Consider the following 15,440-nt stretch of genomic DNA (forward strand, 5'->3'; position numbering starts at 1 on the left):
TATTGTTCAATATGCATATGGGACTTACTCTCTAAGACTCCAAATCTCATAAATGGGATCACCTTTGCTGGATAATCCTGAATGATGCCAGTCACCATTCTTTAGATCATAGTCGAACTCAAGACTTGCACCGACTCTGGAATCGTCCTTAGAAAAGAACTCGATATTCTCAGTATATTTTCCATCAACAGTGGAATAGCTGCCACCGCCAGTTCCTTTGAATTCTTTGCTTGTAGTGTCGTAAGCGATCCATTGAAAGCGCGTACCTGAAAGGATTTTCATGGTTTTTCTTGAGCCAGTAGTATCTCTCGATTGAGTCTCACCATCTCTCACACGCCCTGACATTAACCACGCACCATTCAACGCACCTTCAGATCCATCGTCTATCCGACTGAAAGTCATTCCTAGTTCTGGTATTTGCATTGTATCATTATCTACGATAACTTGAAGCTGTTGTTCCTGTCCAACAAGACTTGGATCTTGTGTGTGAAACTCAATGGTTTCGGTTAATACGCCGTTGTTCATTAACCAAGATCCGCCCATAGTGCTCATGAATTTACCTGTGGTTGCGTCATAAGTGGTAAGTACATTATGATCGTCTGTAACGATGGCGACTGTTTTTAGGGTATTTCCGTTGAGATCGGTAGATGTAGCTTCCCATGCACCAGTAATTTCCTGAGCAGTAGTAATGAGAGAAAAGCAGCCAACTAATAAAAGAAAAAGAGTTTTCATAGGTAGATCGTTTAGAGGTTCAAATTAATAAAGAATCAAACAGGATTCATTATTGAAATCTTAATTCTTGGAATAGGTAACTATTAGGTCTGCCACTTCTTGCAAATTAGTTGCAAAGATTTCTGCTTTAGGAGCTAGCGGATATTGCTGCTGTCCAGGTCTAGCAATAAAAGCCGCGCGCCATCCTGCCCATTGAGCGCCAGCGACGTCCCAACCGTGAGCAGCAATCATCATGCATTCATCGGGCTGTACATTCATGTGTTGCGCTGCCCAATCATAGGCTTCTTTAAAAGGCTTGAATTTTCCAGCGCTTTCAACGCTCAACAATTCATCAAACAAGTCAGTCAGTCCAGAATTTTTCATTTGTTGGTTGACTCCTTCGTTGGAGCCATTCGTAAACGCAACTAATTTATAATTGTCATTCTTCAACCGAGTAAGAGCATCTTTAACTTCTGGATGTGGTTTGAGATCGCGTAAAGAATCGATCACAAGACTTTCTGCTTTACGCTTTGAAAGTTCGATATCATTATTGGCCGCCACCATTTGCAAGGTCGCTGCACCAATCTTTGCAAAATCGGCATACTGACCGCCAGCGCTAGTCACTAGCGAATACTGCAATAGAGTCGTAAACCACAATGGCAGCAAATCATCACGACCGTTTAAAAGTTCGCTCACATTTTCTTTCAAACTGGAAAGATCAAGCAAGGTTTCATTCACATCAAAGAATAGGACTTTTGGTCTATGGTTCATTTATTCAGTTTTAAGATTTTGAAGACTCAGACGTCTCGTGCTCTTTTAGTATTTGAGTCAATACTTGTTTGAATACATCTACAGGCTGCGCACCAGTCACGGCACTTTTTCTATCAAATATGATTGTGGGAACGGAATTTACACCTAGTTCTTTCCAATAATTTTCTTGGGTTGTGATTGCTTTTCGCGCTTCTTCATTATTCAATCGTGCCATTCCTTCCTCAGCATTCAGGCCTACATCCAGTAAGGCTTGTTTCAAAACTTCCCGTTTGGAAACATCCTGACGCTCGCTGAAAAATGCTGTGGTTAGCCGCATTTTCAATTCCGTTTGTTTGTTGAATTCCTTGGCATATTCCAATAAGATATGCGAATCAAACGTATTGGCCATGCGCTGTTCTTCGTAATAATCAAAAACAAAATCAACACTATCGCCAGCGGCAGTCATTTGCTCCTGCATTTGTCGGTATTGCTCTAGACTAGAACCATACTTTTCTACAATATGCTCCTGTAAATTCTGACCTTCAGCAGGCATGTTGGGATTGAGCTGGAATGGTTGCCATTCGATTTCGATTTGGTCTTCAATCCCCAATTCATTGATTGCCTTTTCCAATCGTTTGTAACCTATGGTGCACCATGGGCAAACAACGTCTGATACAATGTCGATTTTTAGTTTTTCCTTCATTATTATTTCATATAGTTCGCTTTCGCGAAAGCGAAATACCCATTTATCGCAATGGAAGATTAAGCCCTCTTTGATAAATTAAGTATCCTGCAAAAATCCATACGCCAGCGGTGGATAACAAGTGTATGGTCTTAAAGTTTGGTCCTATTTCTGGAAAAAACAATAACAGGAGTCCGGCGTTAATAGATAAGTGGAACAAGATGGCTATCCACACACTGCCTCTAGAATGTACTACCATCCATGTAATGATGATGGACAGTCCCACCAATAAAACCAGATAGGTAAGAATAGGGAAAAGGTGGAGGGATTTACCGCTTACTAAGGTTCCAAAAGGTGCCCAAAACAATGGGATGTGCCAGCAAAACCAGATAATTCCTATGACAATAGCACTTTTAAGATTGGAAAATTGAGTCTGAAATTCTGCCAACAAAAAGCCTCTCCAGCCTAACTCTTCTCCTAATGGGCCTGCATAAAATCCGGACCATAAAACGATAGGAATAAAAGCAACGGCAGCGAACTTAAAATCTCCAACGCTTCCAAAAAACCACTGATATAACAGTAACCCAATAGCAACAAATACCAGCGGAAGCACCAATATCAGTACATAAATCCACCAAGCTGCTTTGAACATAAAGAGTTTTTTGCACAACTTCCAGGTATTAGAGAACCCATCAAATAGAAGTGTTATAATAATCGAACTTAGGCTCGGCCCGTAAACACCAGCAAAAAAATAGATCAAGAAGGTGTCGATGCTTTCTGCAGTGATTCCGTCTTCCAAATGCTGCAAACCCAGTATCCATAAGGTCCATGACCAGATGAATGTCAATGCTATAAAGGATGCTACTTTCTTAAAATTCATGAACAGTGATGAAATCTTCCCTGCAATTTGAGAAAAATTTGGAAATTAATCAATGAAGTTCTGGTCCTACGGTCGTGCGTTCAACGCATCCGTATACCTATAAATACCGAATCCCTTGATGTTGAGAAACTCCTTATTGGTGATAGCAGTGCTTGCCTGGTAATCATTGCTCCATTCCACAAAGGCTTCCTCGAACTCATGATCCGTGGCGGTTGTAGCAAAGTAATCCCAAATTTCAGGCGCTAACGAACTCTGATTGACATTGAATAGAATAACAATGTTAACTTGTTGGTTGAGTTCCATTCCAGCTTGCGCTAGCAAATTCAACTTATTGACGATGGAGTTTTCTTCAATCGAGCCAGATAAATTCCAGGCGTCTGTATGGTAGTTGGTTAAAAAGATCTCGTCGTGATGGAGAACTAATTCCTTCGCAATGAGTAGGCTAGGTGGCAGACCAGGATCTTTGATCTTTCCTATGTAAAATTGACGCGTCACGCCAGGATTCAATGGACCAGCCATTCCTGGTGGTGGCGTGAATTTCAGATCGTTCAATCTATCGATCCATGGCTCATAATTATCTAGATAATTCATGGTTCCATTCCAGAACTCAATTTCACTGACAATTCCATCTGGCCTGCTGTCTTTGCGACCATCGTGATAGCCTTCAATCTCAGAGAATGAATCCCCAAACCCAGCAGATACAAAAGAAACCTTGACGAAAGGATCTTCGTTATGGGCTTTGTTTACAAAGGCTCTGAGATCATCATCCAGTCCATCGCCCAACGCATCACCAATATTATAGAGATAGATATCAGTAAAATCATTCACATCTACCCATGCGAGCAAATCATCTTCCAAGGCATCATTGCCCAAGATTCCAGCCGTATAAAAGTCATTGATGTAGACACCGCGATGCTCGGCAAGCAGCCCTATGGAAATGGTGTCGTCATCTTCGTCGCAGGAAGAGAAAAGGAGTAGAGTTACTATAGCTAATGTTAAGGATCTTAATATCATAACTCATATAATTATCAGACTATAAACAAGATACGATAATTATTAGGGTTTTTGATTTAGGAGATTACTTAAGCCATTATCTTTCAATTAAGGCTCTTTCAAAAATACCTTTCCAATGAGGTGAAAAAAAAGAAAACTCCCAACCCAACAAAGGATCGAGAGTTCTATAATTATTCAGTTAAACGACTAGGAGATGCTGAAACAAGTTCAGCATGACAGATATTGAAGATGCCGACCTACTTCAGCATGACAGAAATCCAAAGATGTGGATCTGTCTCGACCAAATCAACAATCAACAATCAACAATCGTCAATCTCAAATCGCCAATCCCTAAGCTTCCACAGCTTCAGCACCAATCTCCAATTCTACATCTACTTGATTACGCAAGATATCATCCATGGTTTCACGTTCACGTATCAAGTGTGACTTGCCATTATGCCAAAGCACTTCTGCAGGACGATAACGCGAATTGTAGTTGCTCGCCATGGAGTAGCAATAGGCACCAGCGTTGGAAAAGGCAAGAATATCGCCTTCGGCGATTTCGCTTATTTGTCGGTTTTGTGCAAAAGTGTCCGTTTCACAGATGTAACCTACGACGCTGTAAAAGCGGTTTTTGCCATCTGGATTGGAAATATTCTTGATACCGTGGTAAGACCCATAAAGCATTGGTCTGATCAAGTGATTAAAACCAGAATCCACACCAGCGAAAACCGTGCTGGTCGTTTGCTTGATCACATTGACTTTAGCCAAAAAGTGTCCAGCCTGAGAAACCAAAAACTTACCTGGCTCAAAAGCCAGCGCAATGTCTTTACCGTAACTCTTGCAAAACTCATTAAAACGATCGCTCAGTTGATCGCCCAGTTCTTCAATATCTGTTGATACATCACCTTCTTTGTAAGGTACTTTAAATCCAGAGCCAAAATCGATGAACTCTAGATCTTTAAATTTCGCCGCGGTTTCAAAAAGGATTTCGGTCGCATACAAGAATACGCCTATGTCCAGAATGTCACTACCGGTATGCATGTGCACACCATTCACGGTCATTCCCGTATTTTCTACGATACGCAACAAATGCGGAATCTGATGTATGGAAATACCAAATTTGGAGTCAATGTGACCAACGCTAATGTTAGCATTACCACCAGCCATCACATGCGGATTGATACGCACACAAACAGGAACCGTAGGATGCTTAGCACCAAATTGCTCCAGTATCGACAGGTTGTCAATATTGATCTGCACGCCCATACCGGCCACCTTCTCAATTTCCTCAAGGGAAACGCCATTCGGCGTGTAGATGATTTTGGATGGATCCACGCCAGCAGCTAGGCCCAACTGTACTTCCTGTGAACTCACGGTATCGAGTCCGGCGCCTAACTGTTTAAAAAGCTTCAAGATCGAGATGTTTGACAATGCCTTTACGGCGTAATGGATTCTAAGGTTTTTCGCTTTCGCGAAAGCGGACGTCAAACGTTCATACTGCGAGACAATAGCCTCTGCATCATAGACATAGACAGGACTACCGTGTTCCTGGGCTACGCTCAAAAGATCTTGTGCATTCATTTTATTATGCGTTAAGTTAAGCGTACAAAAATAATAGGAGAGAGGCGGATAACAGCGATAATCCCAAAAAGTTTGTAGTACTTGATTTACATTTTAATTTTAGCTTTTCATTTCGTTTTTATTAGGACGTTCCCTTCGCTACCGCTCAGGTTGGGCTTTGCGTTGCAAGTCCTCGATCGTGCCTCGCTGTGGGCTTTCCACTTCAATCCCTAACGCAAACAGGATTAACGATATGAGATTGGAGATTTTTGATTTCCGATTGAGAAAATGCTTGGTCCAGCGTAGTAGAGACCTTTTTTGGAAGTCAAAATCTTATGATTTCTGTTTTGAGTGTCAGCACTGTATTGAGTTTATCGAGTTGTCGAGAAAAGGAATTTGCAGTAAACTTGCCTTGGAACAAGAACCATATCTTCTCTGTCGCTCGATACTGGTTTACTGGATGGTTGTCAGATGCAGGTTAAACTTCATTGAATAAAATAGAAATGTTCATGAAATTTTTCCCCTTTGGGGAAATGTCCGCCAGGGGGTGGACAATGGGGCCTGCGCAGGAGTAAATACCCACAAACTCAAGGTCTCAGAATCCTCATAACTCTGAACTCGTAAGTCATAACTTTTTATTAGTACCAATAATTTCCATTAACCCGCCTGCTTTCCTATTTTTGCTAGACGAATCGAAAGAATTAAAAAACACATATGAACCTTCACGAATATCAAGGAAAAGAAATTTTAGCCAGTTATGGTGTTACCATTCAACGTGGTAAAATCGCAACTACTCCAGAAGAAGCCGTTAAAGCTGCCAAGGAATTGACCGAGGAAACTGGAACTGGATGGCACGTCATCAAAGCACAGGTACACGCAGGTGGCCGTGGTAAAGGTGGCGGAGTAAAACTTGCCAAAAGTCTTGACGATGTGAAGAAGATCTCTGGTGAGATTATAGGAATGGACCTAGTAACGCCACAAACTTCTGCAGAAGGTAAGCGTGTACACCAAGTATTGATTGCAGAGGATGTTTACGAACCAGGCGAGGTTGAAGTAGAAGAATTCTACATGTCCGTATTATTAGACCGTGCACAAGGGAAAAACATGATTATGTATTCTACCGAAGGTGGAATGGATATCGAGACGGTTGCAGAGGAAACTCCGCATTTGATCTTCACTGAAGTTATTGATCCAGCACACGGATTGCAAGGATTCCAAGCGAGACGTATCGCATTTAACCTAGGTTTGAGCGGTAAGGCATTTAAAGAAATGACCAAATTCGTTTCCAAATTATACAATGCGTACGTAGGATCAGACAGCGCACTATTTGAGATCAATCCAGTATTGAAAGCAAGTGATGAGCGTATCATTGCTGTGGATTGTAAGATTACTTTGGACGAGAATGCATTGTTCCGTCACAAGGATCTTGAGGCGATGCGCGATATAAGAGAAGAAAACCCAACAGAGGTTGAAGCTCGTGCGGTAGGATTGAACTATGTAGATCTTGATGGTAATGTAGGATGTATGGTAAACGGTGCAGGACTTGCGATGGCAACGATGGACTTGATCAAGCAATCTGGTGGTGAACCAGCTAACTTCCTTGACGTGGGTGGTACAGCAGATGCCAAGAGAGTAGAAGAAGCATTCAAAATTATCTTGAAGGATAAAGGAGTGAAAGCTATTCTTGTAAATATCTTTGGTGGTATCGTACGTTGTGACCGTGTGGCACAAGGAATTATCGATGCTAAGAAAAGCATGGGTGACGCGATGAATGTACCATTGATTGTACGTCTCCAAGGAACTAATGCAGAGATCGCAAAAGAATTGATTGACAACTCTGGAATGGATGTACAAAGTGCTATTGAATTTCAGGAAGCAGCAGACAAAGTACAAGCGGTGCTTGCTTAGTCTTCAATACTATTTTTAATTAAACTATTGAAAGCCACGCAACTTGCGTGGCTTTTTTGCATCTTAGCTTCATATCAACATAATACTATGGTTTCCTCAAGATTGGTTTTTCTCGCTATTCCGCTGTTGATCCTATTGAACTCTTGCGATTCAGATAGTGATATTACTGAAGGGAATGAAGTGCTGGAGGTTTTGCATTATAAAAATGTAGCCTATGGATTCGAACCAATCTTGACCACCCAAATTAAAGTCAATCAAACTTCTACAGGCGTAGAAAATTTCTACGGCTACATAGATGGATTCAATTATGAATATGGTTACAATTACCTACTATCTGTAAATGTATTTGAGGTTCAAAACCCATCGGCGGATGGCTCTTCACTTAGATATGAATTAGCTAGGGTGATTTCAAAAACTAAGGTTCCCCCAAATACCACATTCAAAATAGATCTTAAAAAACAATTTGACAATGGTGCGGATTTATATGTTTCAGGTTCATCTGCAACGAGTTTTCAAATTTTAAATCAGCTGGATATCGATTGCTCTGATAGTTGCACAGAGTTGGAAGCGGCACTAAATGAACCTAATGATGTCGTTGGAATTTTCCAACACAATTTTGACGGTACTATTAAGCTGGTTGGATTAGAACGATAGAAGAAAAAAACGCGGAACAAAAAAAAACCGTCCCAAATTCGGGACGGTTTTTTTATGAACTTCTGTAAAAATAAATTCTAAACAAGGGAACTGTTCTCGACACTTCGACCAGCTCAGTGAGACGCTGCCGCTGGAACTGATCTTTGTTTTTACTTCGTATTAATCCTCATCCTCATCAGATTCCTCATCTGCAATCTCAGCAGCTTCTGCATTTGGATCCATTTCTGGTAGTGCGTCTGGGTCTGCCATGTCAGCATCGTCATAGTCATCCACGTCAAATGCTTCCATTTGCATCTCTAATTTCTGGGAGATTTTCACAAGGTATTTCACGTCTTCCGTTTTTACCTCGACCGCATGAATCGTTTCATTCTTGTGATTTTTGAAGGTAATCACGTCGTCATCTCCATAGCCATCAGGATAACGAGCGACCAATAGCTGTAACACATCAGGCGTTAGCTTCTTATAATCAACGATTACATTTCTCATAAATAGGATTTCAATTTTGGGGTAAAATATAAAAATAAGTAAACACCAACAATTATTTCAAAAGAGTTTCTCTAGCTTAAGTATAATTTAAAACCATTCCGAATTTCTTGTACATCAACTACACAATCCGTTTGGTAGGAACCTATGGCATTTAATAGAACAAAACGTACCTCACCGTTGACATTCTTTTTATCGTGAGCCATAAACCCAATGATCTGCTCTACATCTGACGCACTGAATTTAAGACCTAATTCTAAGGCCTCATAAAACTCTTCAATCTGTTTTAAATCCTTTTTACTTAGGCCTGTATTGAGTTGGCTCAAATAGCTTTCAATAATGATCCCTGCGGCAACAGCTTCTCCATGAAGTAACTCCTCTTGCTGTTTAGGATTTGACATGCAGTACGATTCAATAGCATGACCCACGGTATGTCCATAATTTAAGGATTTCCGGGCATCTTTTTCAAATGGATCGCTCAAGACCACGTCATTTTTAATGATGATGGATTGATAAATTAAGGATTCAAAAGTGTCGCTAGAAAAATCAAAGTCCAACTCTAACATATTTTCCCAGTAAGCACGATCGGCAATCAAGCCGTGTTTGAACATCTCAATACTGCCGTTGCGCAATTGCTGCTCTGGTAAGGTGGAAAGGAATTTTGGATCCACAAGAGTCATTACAGGTGGCTGTATGACACCTACCTGATTTTTTAAGGGCCCTAAATCCACACCATTTTTTCCACCTATAGAGGCGTCCACCATCGCTAGCAAACTAGTTGGAACATGAATAAAATCAATACCACGTTTGATAGTGGCAGCTACAAAACCGCCTAAATCTGTGACTACACCACCACCCAAGCTTATAAAAAGACTGTTACGATCACAATTGAGCTCAATCAACGCGTTCCAAACACCGCTGCAAGTATCAATGTTTTTAAATTCCTCACCAGCATCTATTTCAATCACTTCTATTGGAGCCACCGTTTCCAGCTTTGCTGCAAATGGGGCATAACAATGTTCCATGGTATTTTCATCAACAAGGACAAAAACAGTACTCGGTTTTTTAACTGCAATAAACTCATTCAGAGCACGGTAACATTCGTCGCCAAAATGAATGGCATAATTTTCATTGATAATTGAAGTCATTGCTAGAAATACTTGATGTTTGATGGAAATTTCGCTTTCGCGAAAGCGAACTCTCCATTCTCATTACCACTATCGATAATCGCTGTCAAAAGTACCAACTCTATGCTAAAAGACAACTCTTTCCAATTTATATTTGCTAGATGAATCATGATATTTTTGAGAATACCGCAACGGCTTTTGCTTTGAAAACGGACGCTGAGCTGAAGAAATCCCGCTTTATATTTTCTATGATGGGCCGCCAGTGGCTGGTCGATTTAGGGTCTAAAGCTACCATGATGGGTTTAAAAATGGGACTGCCCATTAAAGGATTGGTGCGACATACCATATTTGATCAATTCTGTGGCGGTACGACTGAAGATGAATGCATGCCACTGGTAGAAAAGATGTACAGCAAGGGCGTAAGTTCTATTCTAGATTATTCCGTAGAAGGAAAGTCTAATGAAGCCGATTTTGATAATGTGGTAGGAAAGAAGTTGACCTTAATACATGCTGCTTCAGAAAATGAAGCTCTACCTTTTGAGGTGGTAAAGCCTACCGGTATCGGTCGTTTTTACATATGGCAAAAACTTACGGAGGGAAAAGAACTCACAGCACCAGAGCAACTGGAATGGGAGCGTATCGTGAATCGTGTAGATCTCTTATGTAAAACTGCGGTAGATAGTGATGTTGCCCTCTTATTTGACGGTGAGGAAACCTGGATGCAAGATGCTGCAGATCGACTGATACGTGACATGATGTTGAAATACAATCAGGGAAAAGCTTACATCTATAATACTGTTCAATGCTACCGGCACGATCGCATGGATTACATTAAAGAATTGTATAATGATGCGGTCGCAAACAACTTTATCGTTGGAGCTAAAATTGTACGAGGGGCTTACATGGAGAAAGAGCGTAATCGCGCTGCTCAAATGAATTATCCATCGCCTATTTGTGCTTCAAAAGATGCTACTGATGCAATGTTTAATGGAGTGATGAACTTTATACTGGATCGACTGGATGTGATTAAACTGTGTGTGGGAACTCATAATGAGCAGAGCACGCTGGAAGCCATGCAGATTCTAGAGAATAAAGGTGTACCTGCAGGAACGGAGGATGTGTGGTTTGGTCAGCTTTATGGAATGAGCGATAATTTGACATTTAATCTCGCTAAAGAAAATTATAATGTTTTCAAGATCGTCCCATTTGGTCCGATCAAAGATGTGATGCCTTATTTAATACGTCGTGCACAAGAGAATACCTCAGTTGCAGGACAAGTGGGTAGGGAATTGACCTTGGTCAATGAAGAACTGGAGCGTCGCGACGTTTAATTATTCTATAACCATTTTTTCTACTCGAGCATAGCGCTCACAGTTCGTCACTATTAAAGCAGTCTTGGCCAATTCCTGTCTACCATTAATATAATAACGGTTGCAAGGAACGGTGTCTGTATTTGATTTAGCGAAATCAACATCGCCGTATTTTAGAATCATTTGAATACTCAACGTATCTAATTCTCTATTTTTGAGATTTTCACGCACTTCAGGAGAAAGCCGGATTGACTTTTTACCGATGTCTGCAATCACGCGATCTTCAGGAAACCAGTTGCATTGAGCGCGTTTACCGCTTAAAAAAAAGATGAGAAACACAAGCCCAATAGCGAAACCGCCCATATAAAAGCCCAAGCGTTTGATAAAATCCATGGAGTCGTCTTAAAAGATCAACAAATTTACGTCGCTACACGGCAAGTTATACCACTCCCCAACGGATTTATTGGTAAGAATTCCATGATACATATAAATCCCATTCTTAAGACCCTTGTCCATCCGGATGGAATGCTCAATCCCACCATCATCAGCAATGTTCAAGATGTAAGGGGTGAAGATGTTGCTTAATGATATGGATGCTGTTTTAGAATACCTAGAAGGTAAATTGGGTACACAATAATGCGTAATACCAAATTTTACAAAAGTCGGATTCTCGTGAGTTGTCAATTCGCTAGTTTCAAAACAACCGCCCATATCAATACTTACGTCAATGATCACGGCACCAGGTTTCATGTTCTCTACCATAGTTTGAGAAACGACAACAGGAGCACGGTTTTTACCACTCAAAGCGGCGATGACTACATCGCAACGCCTTAATGCTTTAGATAAATATTTAGGTTGAAGGGTAGAGGTGTATACCGTTTGACTGACATTGTCTTTGATCCTGCGCAAATTTGAAATAGAATTATCAAAAACTTTGACTTGAGCGCCTAGTCCTATAGCGGTGCGTGCAGCGAACTCACCAACAGTGCCAGCACCCATGATGACCACATCAACAGGCGGAACGCCTGTTATATTTCCAAACAATTGACCCGTACGATTGGTGCCACTGCTTAACAATTCTGAAGCGATTAGAATAGCTGCTACTCCAGAGATTTCGCTCAAGGCAGTAGTAGCCACATGATTCCCGTCATCATCTTGAATGAATTCGAAGGCAAGAGCGGTTATTTTCTTAGCGGCTAACTTTTCAAAATAAGATTTATCGCGAGTCTTTAATTGTAAAGCACTGATAAGGACCGTTTGTGGTTTGATCAAGGCAATTTCCTCATCACTGGGAGGTGCTACTTTAAGAACAGTAGGACAAGAGAACACTTTTTTAGTATCTGAAGTTAATTCTGCTCCAGAATTTAGATAGTCATTATCCGTAAAACTACTTCCTAGACCGGCTCCTTTCTCCATCAGAATACGGTGCCCGTGAGCAGTCAAGGCTGCTACTGCATCAGGTGTCAAACAAATGCGCTTTTCTACTTGTTGGTTTTCTTTAGGGATACCAATGAATAATTCCTGCTTGTTGCGCTGAATTTCCAGTCGCTCCTCTTGAGGAATCAATTGGTCTTTAGTAAAAGGTGAGAGGATATGACTCATAAAAGAATTTGAAGAGTCTGTAAGTTAAGAAATTACTTAAAGAATTTATCGCTAGGTTTCTTAACGAAGTTTTCAATCTCAGAAATATCGATATTGTTGATTTTGTCGAAAACTTTGGTTCTAGCTAAATAGGACATAGAAAGGGATGCTACGACTACTGGTACTATATACCCGAGCTCATCTCCTTCATCCATAAATTTAAGATCGTCATTGATAGAGCTGTACAGTTGAAAACCATACATAGCCATTGGAATAATAATACAATGATACCACCAATGCTTACAAGTAAGAAACCAAATAACCATGAGGTAGAAAGGAATAAACTTTCCCATAATAGTCCATGCAGATAACATTACGCTTTCATAATGCTGACTATCAAATGTAAATAAAAAATTGTCCCAGGATTCAACATCCGGGACAACTTCATATGTGTAAAAAAAGTAAGGTGTTATGGCCAGAATGACCGCTACAAAACTACCCGCGAGAAGGTAACTTGATCCTTGCTTTGTCGATTTTTTTTGCATTGGTTGTTTCAGGAGCAAACGATGTTGCTGCGGTTGCAGCTAAAGATACTGCAAAAAGGGAAACTAGGGCAAATGCTTTGAGTGATTTGTTGTTCATGATATTTGGTTTGAGTAATTAAAAAAATGGTTTAAGTAAATAAGTGATACTAAACTAGTACTCAACCCTACTTTTTTTTAATAATTAGACCAATGATCGTTGAAAGAATCAAGTATTCGTTAAAAACACCATTAAGTATTTGCGTCTAACTTAAAAACGTAACAACAGTTCATATATTTCATCGATGAACGACAGCACTTACTCGAATCTCCCTTTTTTGTTCTGTTAGGGTTACTATTTCAACGTGCTGGTAATCAGATAGTAATGGTATTGATAAATCTGGCCATTCTATGAGTTTTAGTGCTGGGCTCTCTAGGTATTCTTCGGCTCCTATATCGTGCAGTTCGTCGATTGAGTTGAGTCTGTAGAGATCAAAATGGTATATAATGCCGTTTGAACCCTTGTATTCATTGACTATACTAAAAGTAGGTGAAGAAATGTCTTCAGTCACTCCTAACTTTTTACAGATCGCTGTAATCAATGTCGTCTTACCGCTACCCATAGGAGCATTAAATAAAAGGGTATTTACTTTCGCGGAAGCGATAACATATTCTGCCGCCTTATCTATGTCCTTTATATGATACTCCATCTATCTAGGGGTAAATACAGCAAACGGAATCAACATTTCTTCCATGGATACGCCACCATGCTGATATGTATTGCGATAATAACTCACATAGTGATTGTAATTGTTAGGGTAAGCAAAGAATAAGTCGCCTTTAGCAAAAATGAAACTACTGCTCATATTGATTTTAGGTAACTTGATCGTGGCTGGGTCTGTTGCTGCTAATACATCCTTGTCTTCATAGGATAAGCTCCTTCCGGTTTTATATCTCAAGTTTAAGCTGGTGTTTTTATCTCCTATTACCTTACTAGGTGTTGTCACATTAATAGTACCGTGGTCTGTAGTCAACACTAACTTCATTCCCAACTCTTGTCCACGCTGTATCATTTCTAATAAGGGTGAATTTTTGAACCAACTGACGGCTAACGATCTATAGGATTTATCGGTACTTGCTAATTCTTTAATAACTTCCATTTCTGTCTTAGAATGGGATAGCATGTCCACAAAGTTGTAAACGATTACCGTCAGATCATTATCTTTTTGAGTTTTGAAACTCTCTTCCAGCTTGCGTCCACTATTTTCATTAGTAATTTTATGATACTGATGTTTGATGGATAGTCCGAGTCTTTTGAGTTGTGCCTCTAGAAAATCGTTCTCATGCATATTCTTCCCGCCTTCTTCCGTATCGTTGAGCCAGTATTCTGGATGTCTTTTCTCCATATCTGCTGGCATTAATCCTGAGAAGATCGCATTACGGGCGTATTGTGTAGCGGTAGGTAAGATGGAGCAATAAGTTTCTTCTTGAATCTTTTTATAATGGGTGTTGATGATGTTTTCAAAAACCTTGAACTGGTCGTAACGCAAATTGTCTACCACCACTAATAATACTTGCTCCTTATTTTTTAAAAGAGGGGCGACTAGGTTTTTAAATAATTGATGGCTCAGTAATGGAGCATCCTCGTTTTTATCTTCAAACCAACTGGGGTAATTCTTATCAATGAATTTGCAGAATTGATGATTGGCTTCGGTTTTTTGAGCGCTAAGTATTTCAAACATGCCAGAATCATCCACGTTTTCTAGCTCAAGTTCCCAGTACAATAGTTTTTGATACAACTGAGTCCATTCTTCATAAGTGTTAATCATGGACATATCCATGGCTATTTTACGAAACTCCCGTTGGTAATCAGATGTAGTTTTGGCATTCACTAATCTAGAGTGGTCTAGATTTTTTTTGAGCGAAAGCAGAATTTGATTTGGATTTACTGGTTTGATCAAATAATCCGCGATTTTAGAACCAATGGCTTCCTCCATGATATATTCCTCCTCACTTTTAGTGATCATGATCACGGGAAGATTGGCTTGTTTTTCTTTGATCTCATGAAGGGTCTCTAATCCTGTAAGACCAGGCATGTTTTCGTCTAAAAGAACAATATCATATAACTCGGTTTCTATAGCTTCTAAAGCCTCAGTTCCAGACACTCGCGTGCTGACCTCATAGCCTTTTTGCTCTAAAAATATAATATGTGGTTTCAGTAGGTCCACTTCATCATCTACCCATAGTATTTTGATCGTTGTCATATCTGTATATTTG

18 protein-coding genes are annotated in these 15,440 nt (G+C 40.2%); 3 read left to right on the plus strand and 15 right to left on the minus strand.

The genetic code is table 11. The features are described from left to right. Nucleotides 1-24: 24 nt before the first annotated feature. The 6 genes from NMS_RS10605 to lysA form a co-directional block, all read right to left on the minus strand. Nucleotides 25-732, minus strand: coding sequence for a membrane or secreted protein (locus tag NMS_RS10605; RefSeq protein WP_041496695.1), 708 nt, complete (start codon nt 730-732; stop codon nt 25-27). A 60-nt stretch (nt 733-792) separates the two neighbouring features. After that, nucleotides 793-1,482, minus strand: a complete 690-nt coding sequence (locus NMS_RS10610) for a haloacid dehalogenase type II (RefSeq protein WP_052476915.1) — start codon at nt 1,480-1,482, stop codon at nt 793-795. A gap of 10 nt (nt 1,483-1,492) precedes the next feature. Further along, nucleotides 1,493-2,164 carry a DsbA family oxidoreductase gene (locus NMS_RS10615; RefSeq protein ID WP_041496696.1) on the minus strand — a complete coding sequence of 224 codons (672 nt, stop codon included), beginning with the start codon at nt 2,162-2,164 and terminating at the stop codon, nt 1,493-1,495. Nucleotides 2,165-2,207: 43 nt separating this feature from the next. Then, entirely contained in the window at nt 2,208-3,023 is an 816-nt protein-coding gene (locus NMS_RS10620; RefSeq protein WP_041496697.1) for a CPBP family intramembrane glutamic endopeptidase, read from the minus strand. Nucleotides 3,024-3,089: 66 nt separating this feature from the next. Continuing rightward, complete coding sequence (locus NMS_RS10625) at nt 3,090-4,037, minus strand: aminotransferase class IV (protein ID WP_041496699.1); 948 nt, start codon at nt 4,035-4,037, stop codon at nt 3,090-3,092. A gap of 330 nt (nt 4,038-4,367) precedes the next feature. Then, complete coding sequence (lysA, locus tag NMS_RS10630; protein WP_041496700.1) at nt 4,368-5,600, minus strand: diaminopimelate decarboxylase; 1,233 nt, start codon at nt 5,598-5,600, stop codon at nt 4,368-4,370. Between the two features lie 693 nt (nt 5,601-6,293). On the opposite strand from lysA, the gene sucC reads away from it, so the two are divergent. Continuing rightward, a complete protein-coding gene (sucC, locus tag NMS_RS10635) occupies nt 6,294-7,487 on the plus strand; it encodes an ADP-forming succinate--CoA ligase subunit beta (protein ID WP_041496702.1) in 1,194 nt (397 codons plus the stop codon). 87 nt (nt 7,488-7,574) lie between these two features. Further along, nucleotides 7,575-8,141 carry a DUF4377 domain-containing protein gene (locus tag NMS_RS10640; protein ID WP_041496703.1) on the plus strand — a complete coding sequence of 189 codons (567 nt, stop codon included), beginning with the start codon at nt 7,575-7,577 and terminating at the stop codon, nt 8,139-8,141. A 159-nt stretch (nt 8,142-8,300) separates the two neighbouring features. Here NMS_RS10640 and NMS_RS10645 read toward each other — a convergent pair whose 3' ends face one another. The 3 genes from NMS_RS10645 to NMS_RS13935 form a co-directional block, all read right to left on the minus strand. Next, nucleotides 8,301-8,627, minus strand: a complete 327-nt coding sequence (locus NMS_RS10645) for a hypothetical protein (RefSeq protein ID WP_041496704.1) — start codon at nt 8,625-8,627, stop codon at nt 8,301-8,303. Between the two features lie 71 nt (nt 8,628-8,698). After that, nucleotides 8,699-9,772 carry a 3-dehydroquinate synthase gene (gene aroB / locus NMS_RS10650; RefSeq protein WP_041496706.1) on the minus strand — a complete coding sequence of 358 codons (1,074 nt, stop codon included), beginning with the start codon at nt 9,770-9,772 and terminating at the stop codon, nt 8,699-8,701. 2 nt (nt 9,773-9,774) lie between these two features. Beyond that, on the minus strand, nt 9,775-9,921 hold the full coding sequence (locus NMS_RS13935; protein WP_158449003.1) for a hypothetical protein: 147 nt from the start codon (nt 9,919-9,921) through the stop codon (nt 9,775-9,777). Between NMS_RS13935 and NMS_RS10655 the strand changes: the two genes are divergently transcribed. After that, nucleotides 9,913-11,082 carry a proline dehydrogenase family protein gene (locus NMS_RS10655; protein WP_041496708.1) on the plus strand — a complete coding sequence of 390 codons (1,170 nt, stop codon included), beginning with the start codon at nt 9,913-9,915 and terminating at the stop codon, nt 11,080-11,082. The genes NMS_RS13935 and NMS_RS10655 overlap by 9 nt on opposite strands. On the opposite strand, the gene NMS_RS10660 is transcribed toward NMS_RS10655, so the two are convergent. The 6 genes from NMS_RS10660 to porX form a co-directional block, all read right to left on the minus strand. Next, nucleotides 11,083-11,454, minus strand: coding sequence for a hypothetical protein (locus NMS_RS10660; protein ID WP_041496709.1), 372 nt, complete (start codon nt 11,452-11,454; stop codon nt 11,083-11,085). A gap of 9 nt (nt 11,455-11,463) precedes the next feature. Continuing rightward, nucleotides 11,464-12,663: an alanine dehydrogenase gene (locus NMS_RS10665; RefSeq protein ID WP_041496710.1), complete on the minus strand. Its 1,200-nt coding sequence runs from the start codon at nt 12,661-12,663 to the stop codon at nt 11,464-11,466. Nucleotides 12,664-12,695: 32 nt separating this feature from the next. Beyond that, nucleotides 12,696-12,995, minus strand: coding sequence for a hypothetical protein (locus NMS_RS14040; RefSeq protein ID WP_231862386.1), 300 nt, complete (start codon nt 12,993-12,995; stop codon nt 12,696-12,698). 142 nt (nt 12,996-13,137) lie between these two features. Next, nucleotides 13,138-13,284, minus strand: coding sequence for a hypothetical protein (locus NMS_RS13950; RefSeq protein WP_162483964.1), 147 nt, complete (start codon nt 13,282-13,284; stop codon nt 13,138-13,140). A 178-nt stretch (nt 13,285-13,462) separates the two neighbouring features. Next, a complete protein-coding gene (gene tsaE, locus NMS_RS10675) occupies nt 13,463-13,873 on the minus strand; it encodes a tRNA (adenosine(37)-N6)-threonylcarbamoyltransferase complex ATPase subunit type 1 TsaE (RefSeq protein ID WP_041496713.1) in 411 nt (136 codons plus the stop codon). Beyond that, complete coding sequence (gene porX / locus NMS_RS10680) at nt 13,874-15,427, minus strand: T9SS response regulator signal transducer PorX (protein ID WP_041496715.1); 1,554 nt, start codon at nt 15,425-15,427, stop codon at nt 13,874-13,876. Nucleotides 15,428-15,440: the final 13 nt, after the last annotated feature.

It is taken from the genome of Nonlabens marinus S1-08, assembly GCF_000831385.1.
In the GTDB taxonomy this organism is placed as follows: domain Bacteria; phylum Bacteroidota; class Bacteroidia; order Flavobacteriales; family Flavobacteriaceae; genus Nonlabens; species Nonlabens marinus.

Coding starts and splice junctions, on each gene's coding strand:
- NMS_RS10640 (WP_041496703.1), top strand. CDS start 7,575: ATGGTTTCCTCAAGATTGGTTTTTCTCGCTATTCCGCTGTTGATCCTA.
- NMS_RS10655 (WP_041496708.1), top strand. CDS start 9,913: ATGAATCATGATATTTTTGAGAATACCGCAACGGCTTTTGCTTTGAAA.
- NMS_RS10645 (WP_041496704.1), bottom strand. CDS start 8,627: ATGAGAAATGTAATCGTTGATTATAAGAAGCTAACGCCTGATGTGTTA.
- porX (WP_041496715.1), bottom strand. CDS start 15,427: ATGACAACGATCAAAATACTATGGGTAGATGATGAAGTGGACCTACTG.
- NMS_RS10605 (WP_041496695.1), bottom strand. CDS start 732: ATGAAAACTCTTTTTCTTTTATTAGTTGGCTGCTTTTCTCTCATTACT.
- NMS_RS10665 (WP_041496710.1), bottom strand. CDS start 12,663: ATGAGTCATATCCTCTCACCTTTTACTAAAGACCAATTGATTCCTCAA.
- tsaE (WP_041496713.1), bottom strand. CDS start 13,873: ATGGAGTATCATATAAAGGACATAGATAAGGCGGCAGAATATGTTATC.
- NMS_RS14040 (WP_231862386.1), bottom strand. CDS start 12,995: ATGGGAAAGTTTATTCCTTTCTACCTCATGGTTATTTGGTTTCTTACT.
- NMS_RS13950 (WP_162483964.1), bottom strand. CDS start 13,284: ATGAACAACAAATCACTCAAAGCATTTGCCCTAGTTTCCCTTTTTGCA.
- NMS_RS13935 (WP_158449003.1), bottom strand. CDS start 9,921: ATGATTCATCTAGCAAATATAAATTGGAAAGAGTTGTCTTTTAGCATA.
- sucC (WP_041496702.1), top strand. CDS start 6,294: ATGAACCTTCACGAATATCAAGGAAAAGAAATTTTAGCCAGTTATGGT.
- aroB (WP_041496706.1), bottom strand. CDS start 9,772: ATGACTTCAATTATCAATGAAAATTATGCCATTCATTTTGGCGACGAA.
- NMS_RS10625 (WP_041496699.1), bottom strand. CDS start 4,037: ATGATATTAAGATCCTTAACATTAGCTATAGTAACTCTACTCCTTTTC.
- lysA (WP_041496700.1), bottom strand. CDS start 5,600: ATGAATGCACAAGATCTTTTGAGCGTAGCCCAGGAACACGGTAGTCCT.
- NMS_RS10615 (WP_041496696.1), bottom strand. CDS start 2,164: ATGAAGGAAAAACTAAAAATCGACATTGTATCAGACGTTGTTTGCCCA.
- NMS_RS10610 (WP_052476915.1), bottom strand. CDS start 1,482: ATGAACCATAGACCAAAAGTCCTATTCTTTGATGTGAATGAAACCTTG.
- NMS_RS10660 (WP_041496709.1), bottom strand. CDS start 11,454: ATGGATTTTATCAAACGCTTGGGCTTTTATATGGGCGGTTTCGCTATT.
- NMS_RS10620 (WP_041496697.1), bottom strand. CDS start 3,023: ATGAATTTTAAGAAAGTAGCATCCTTTATAGCATTGACATTCATCTGG.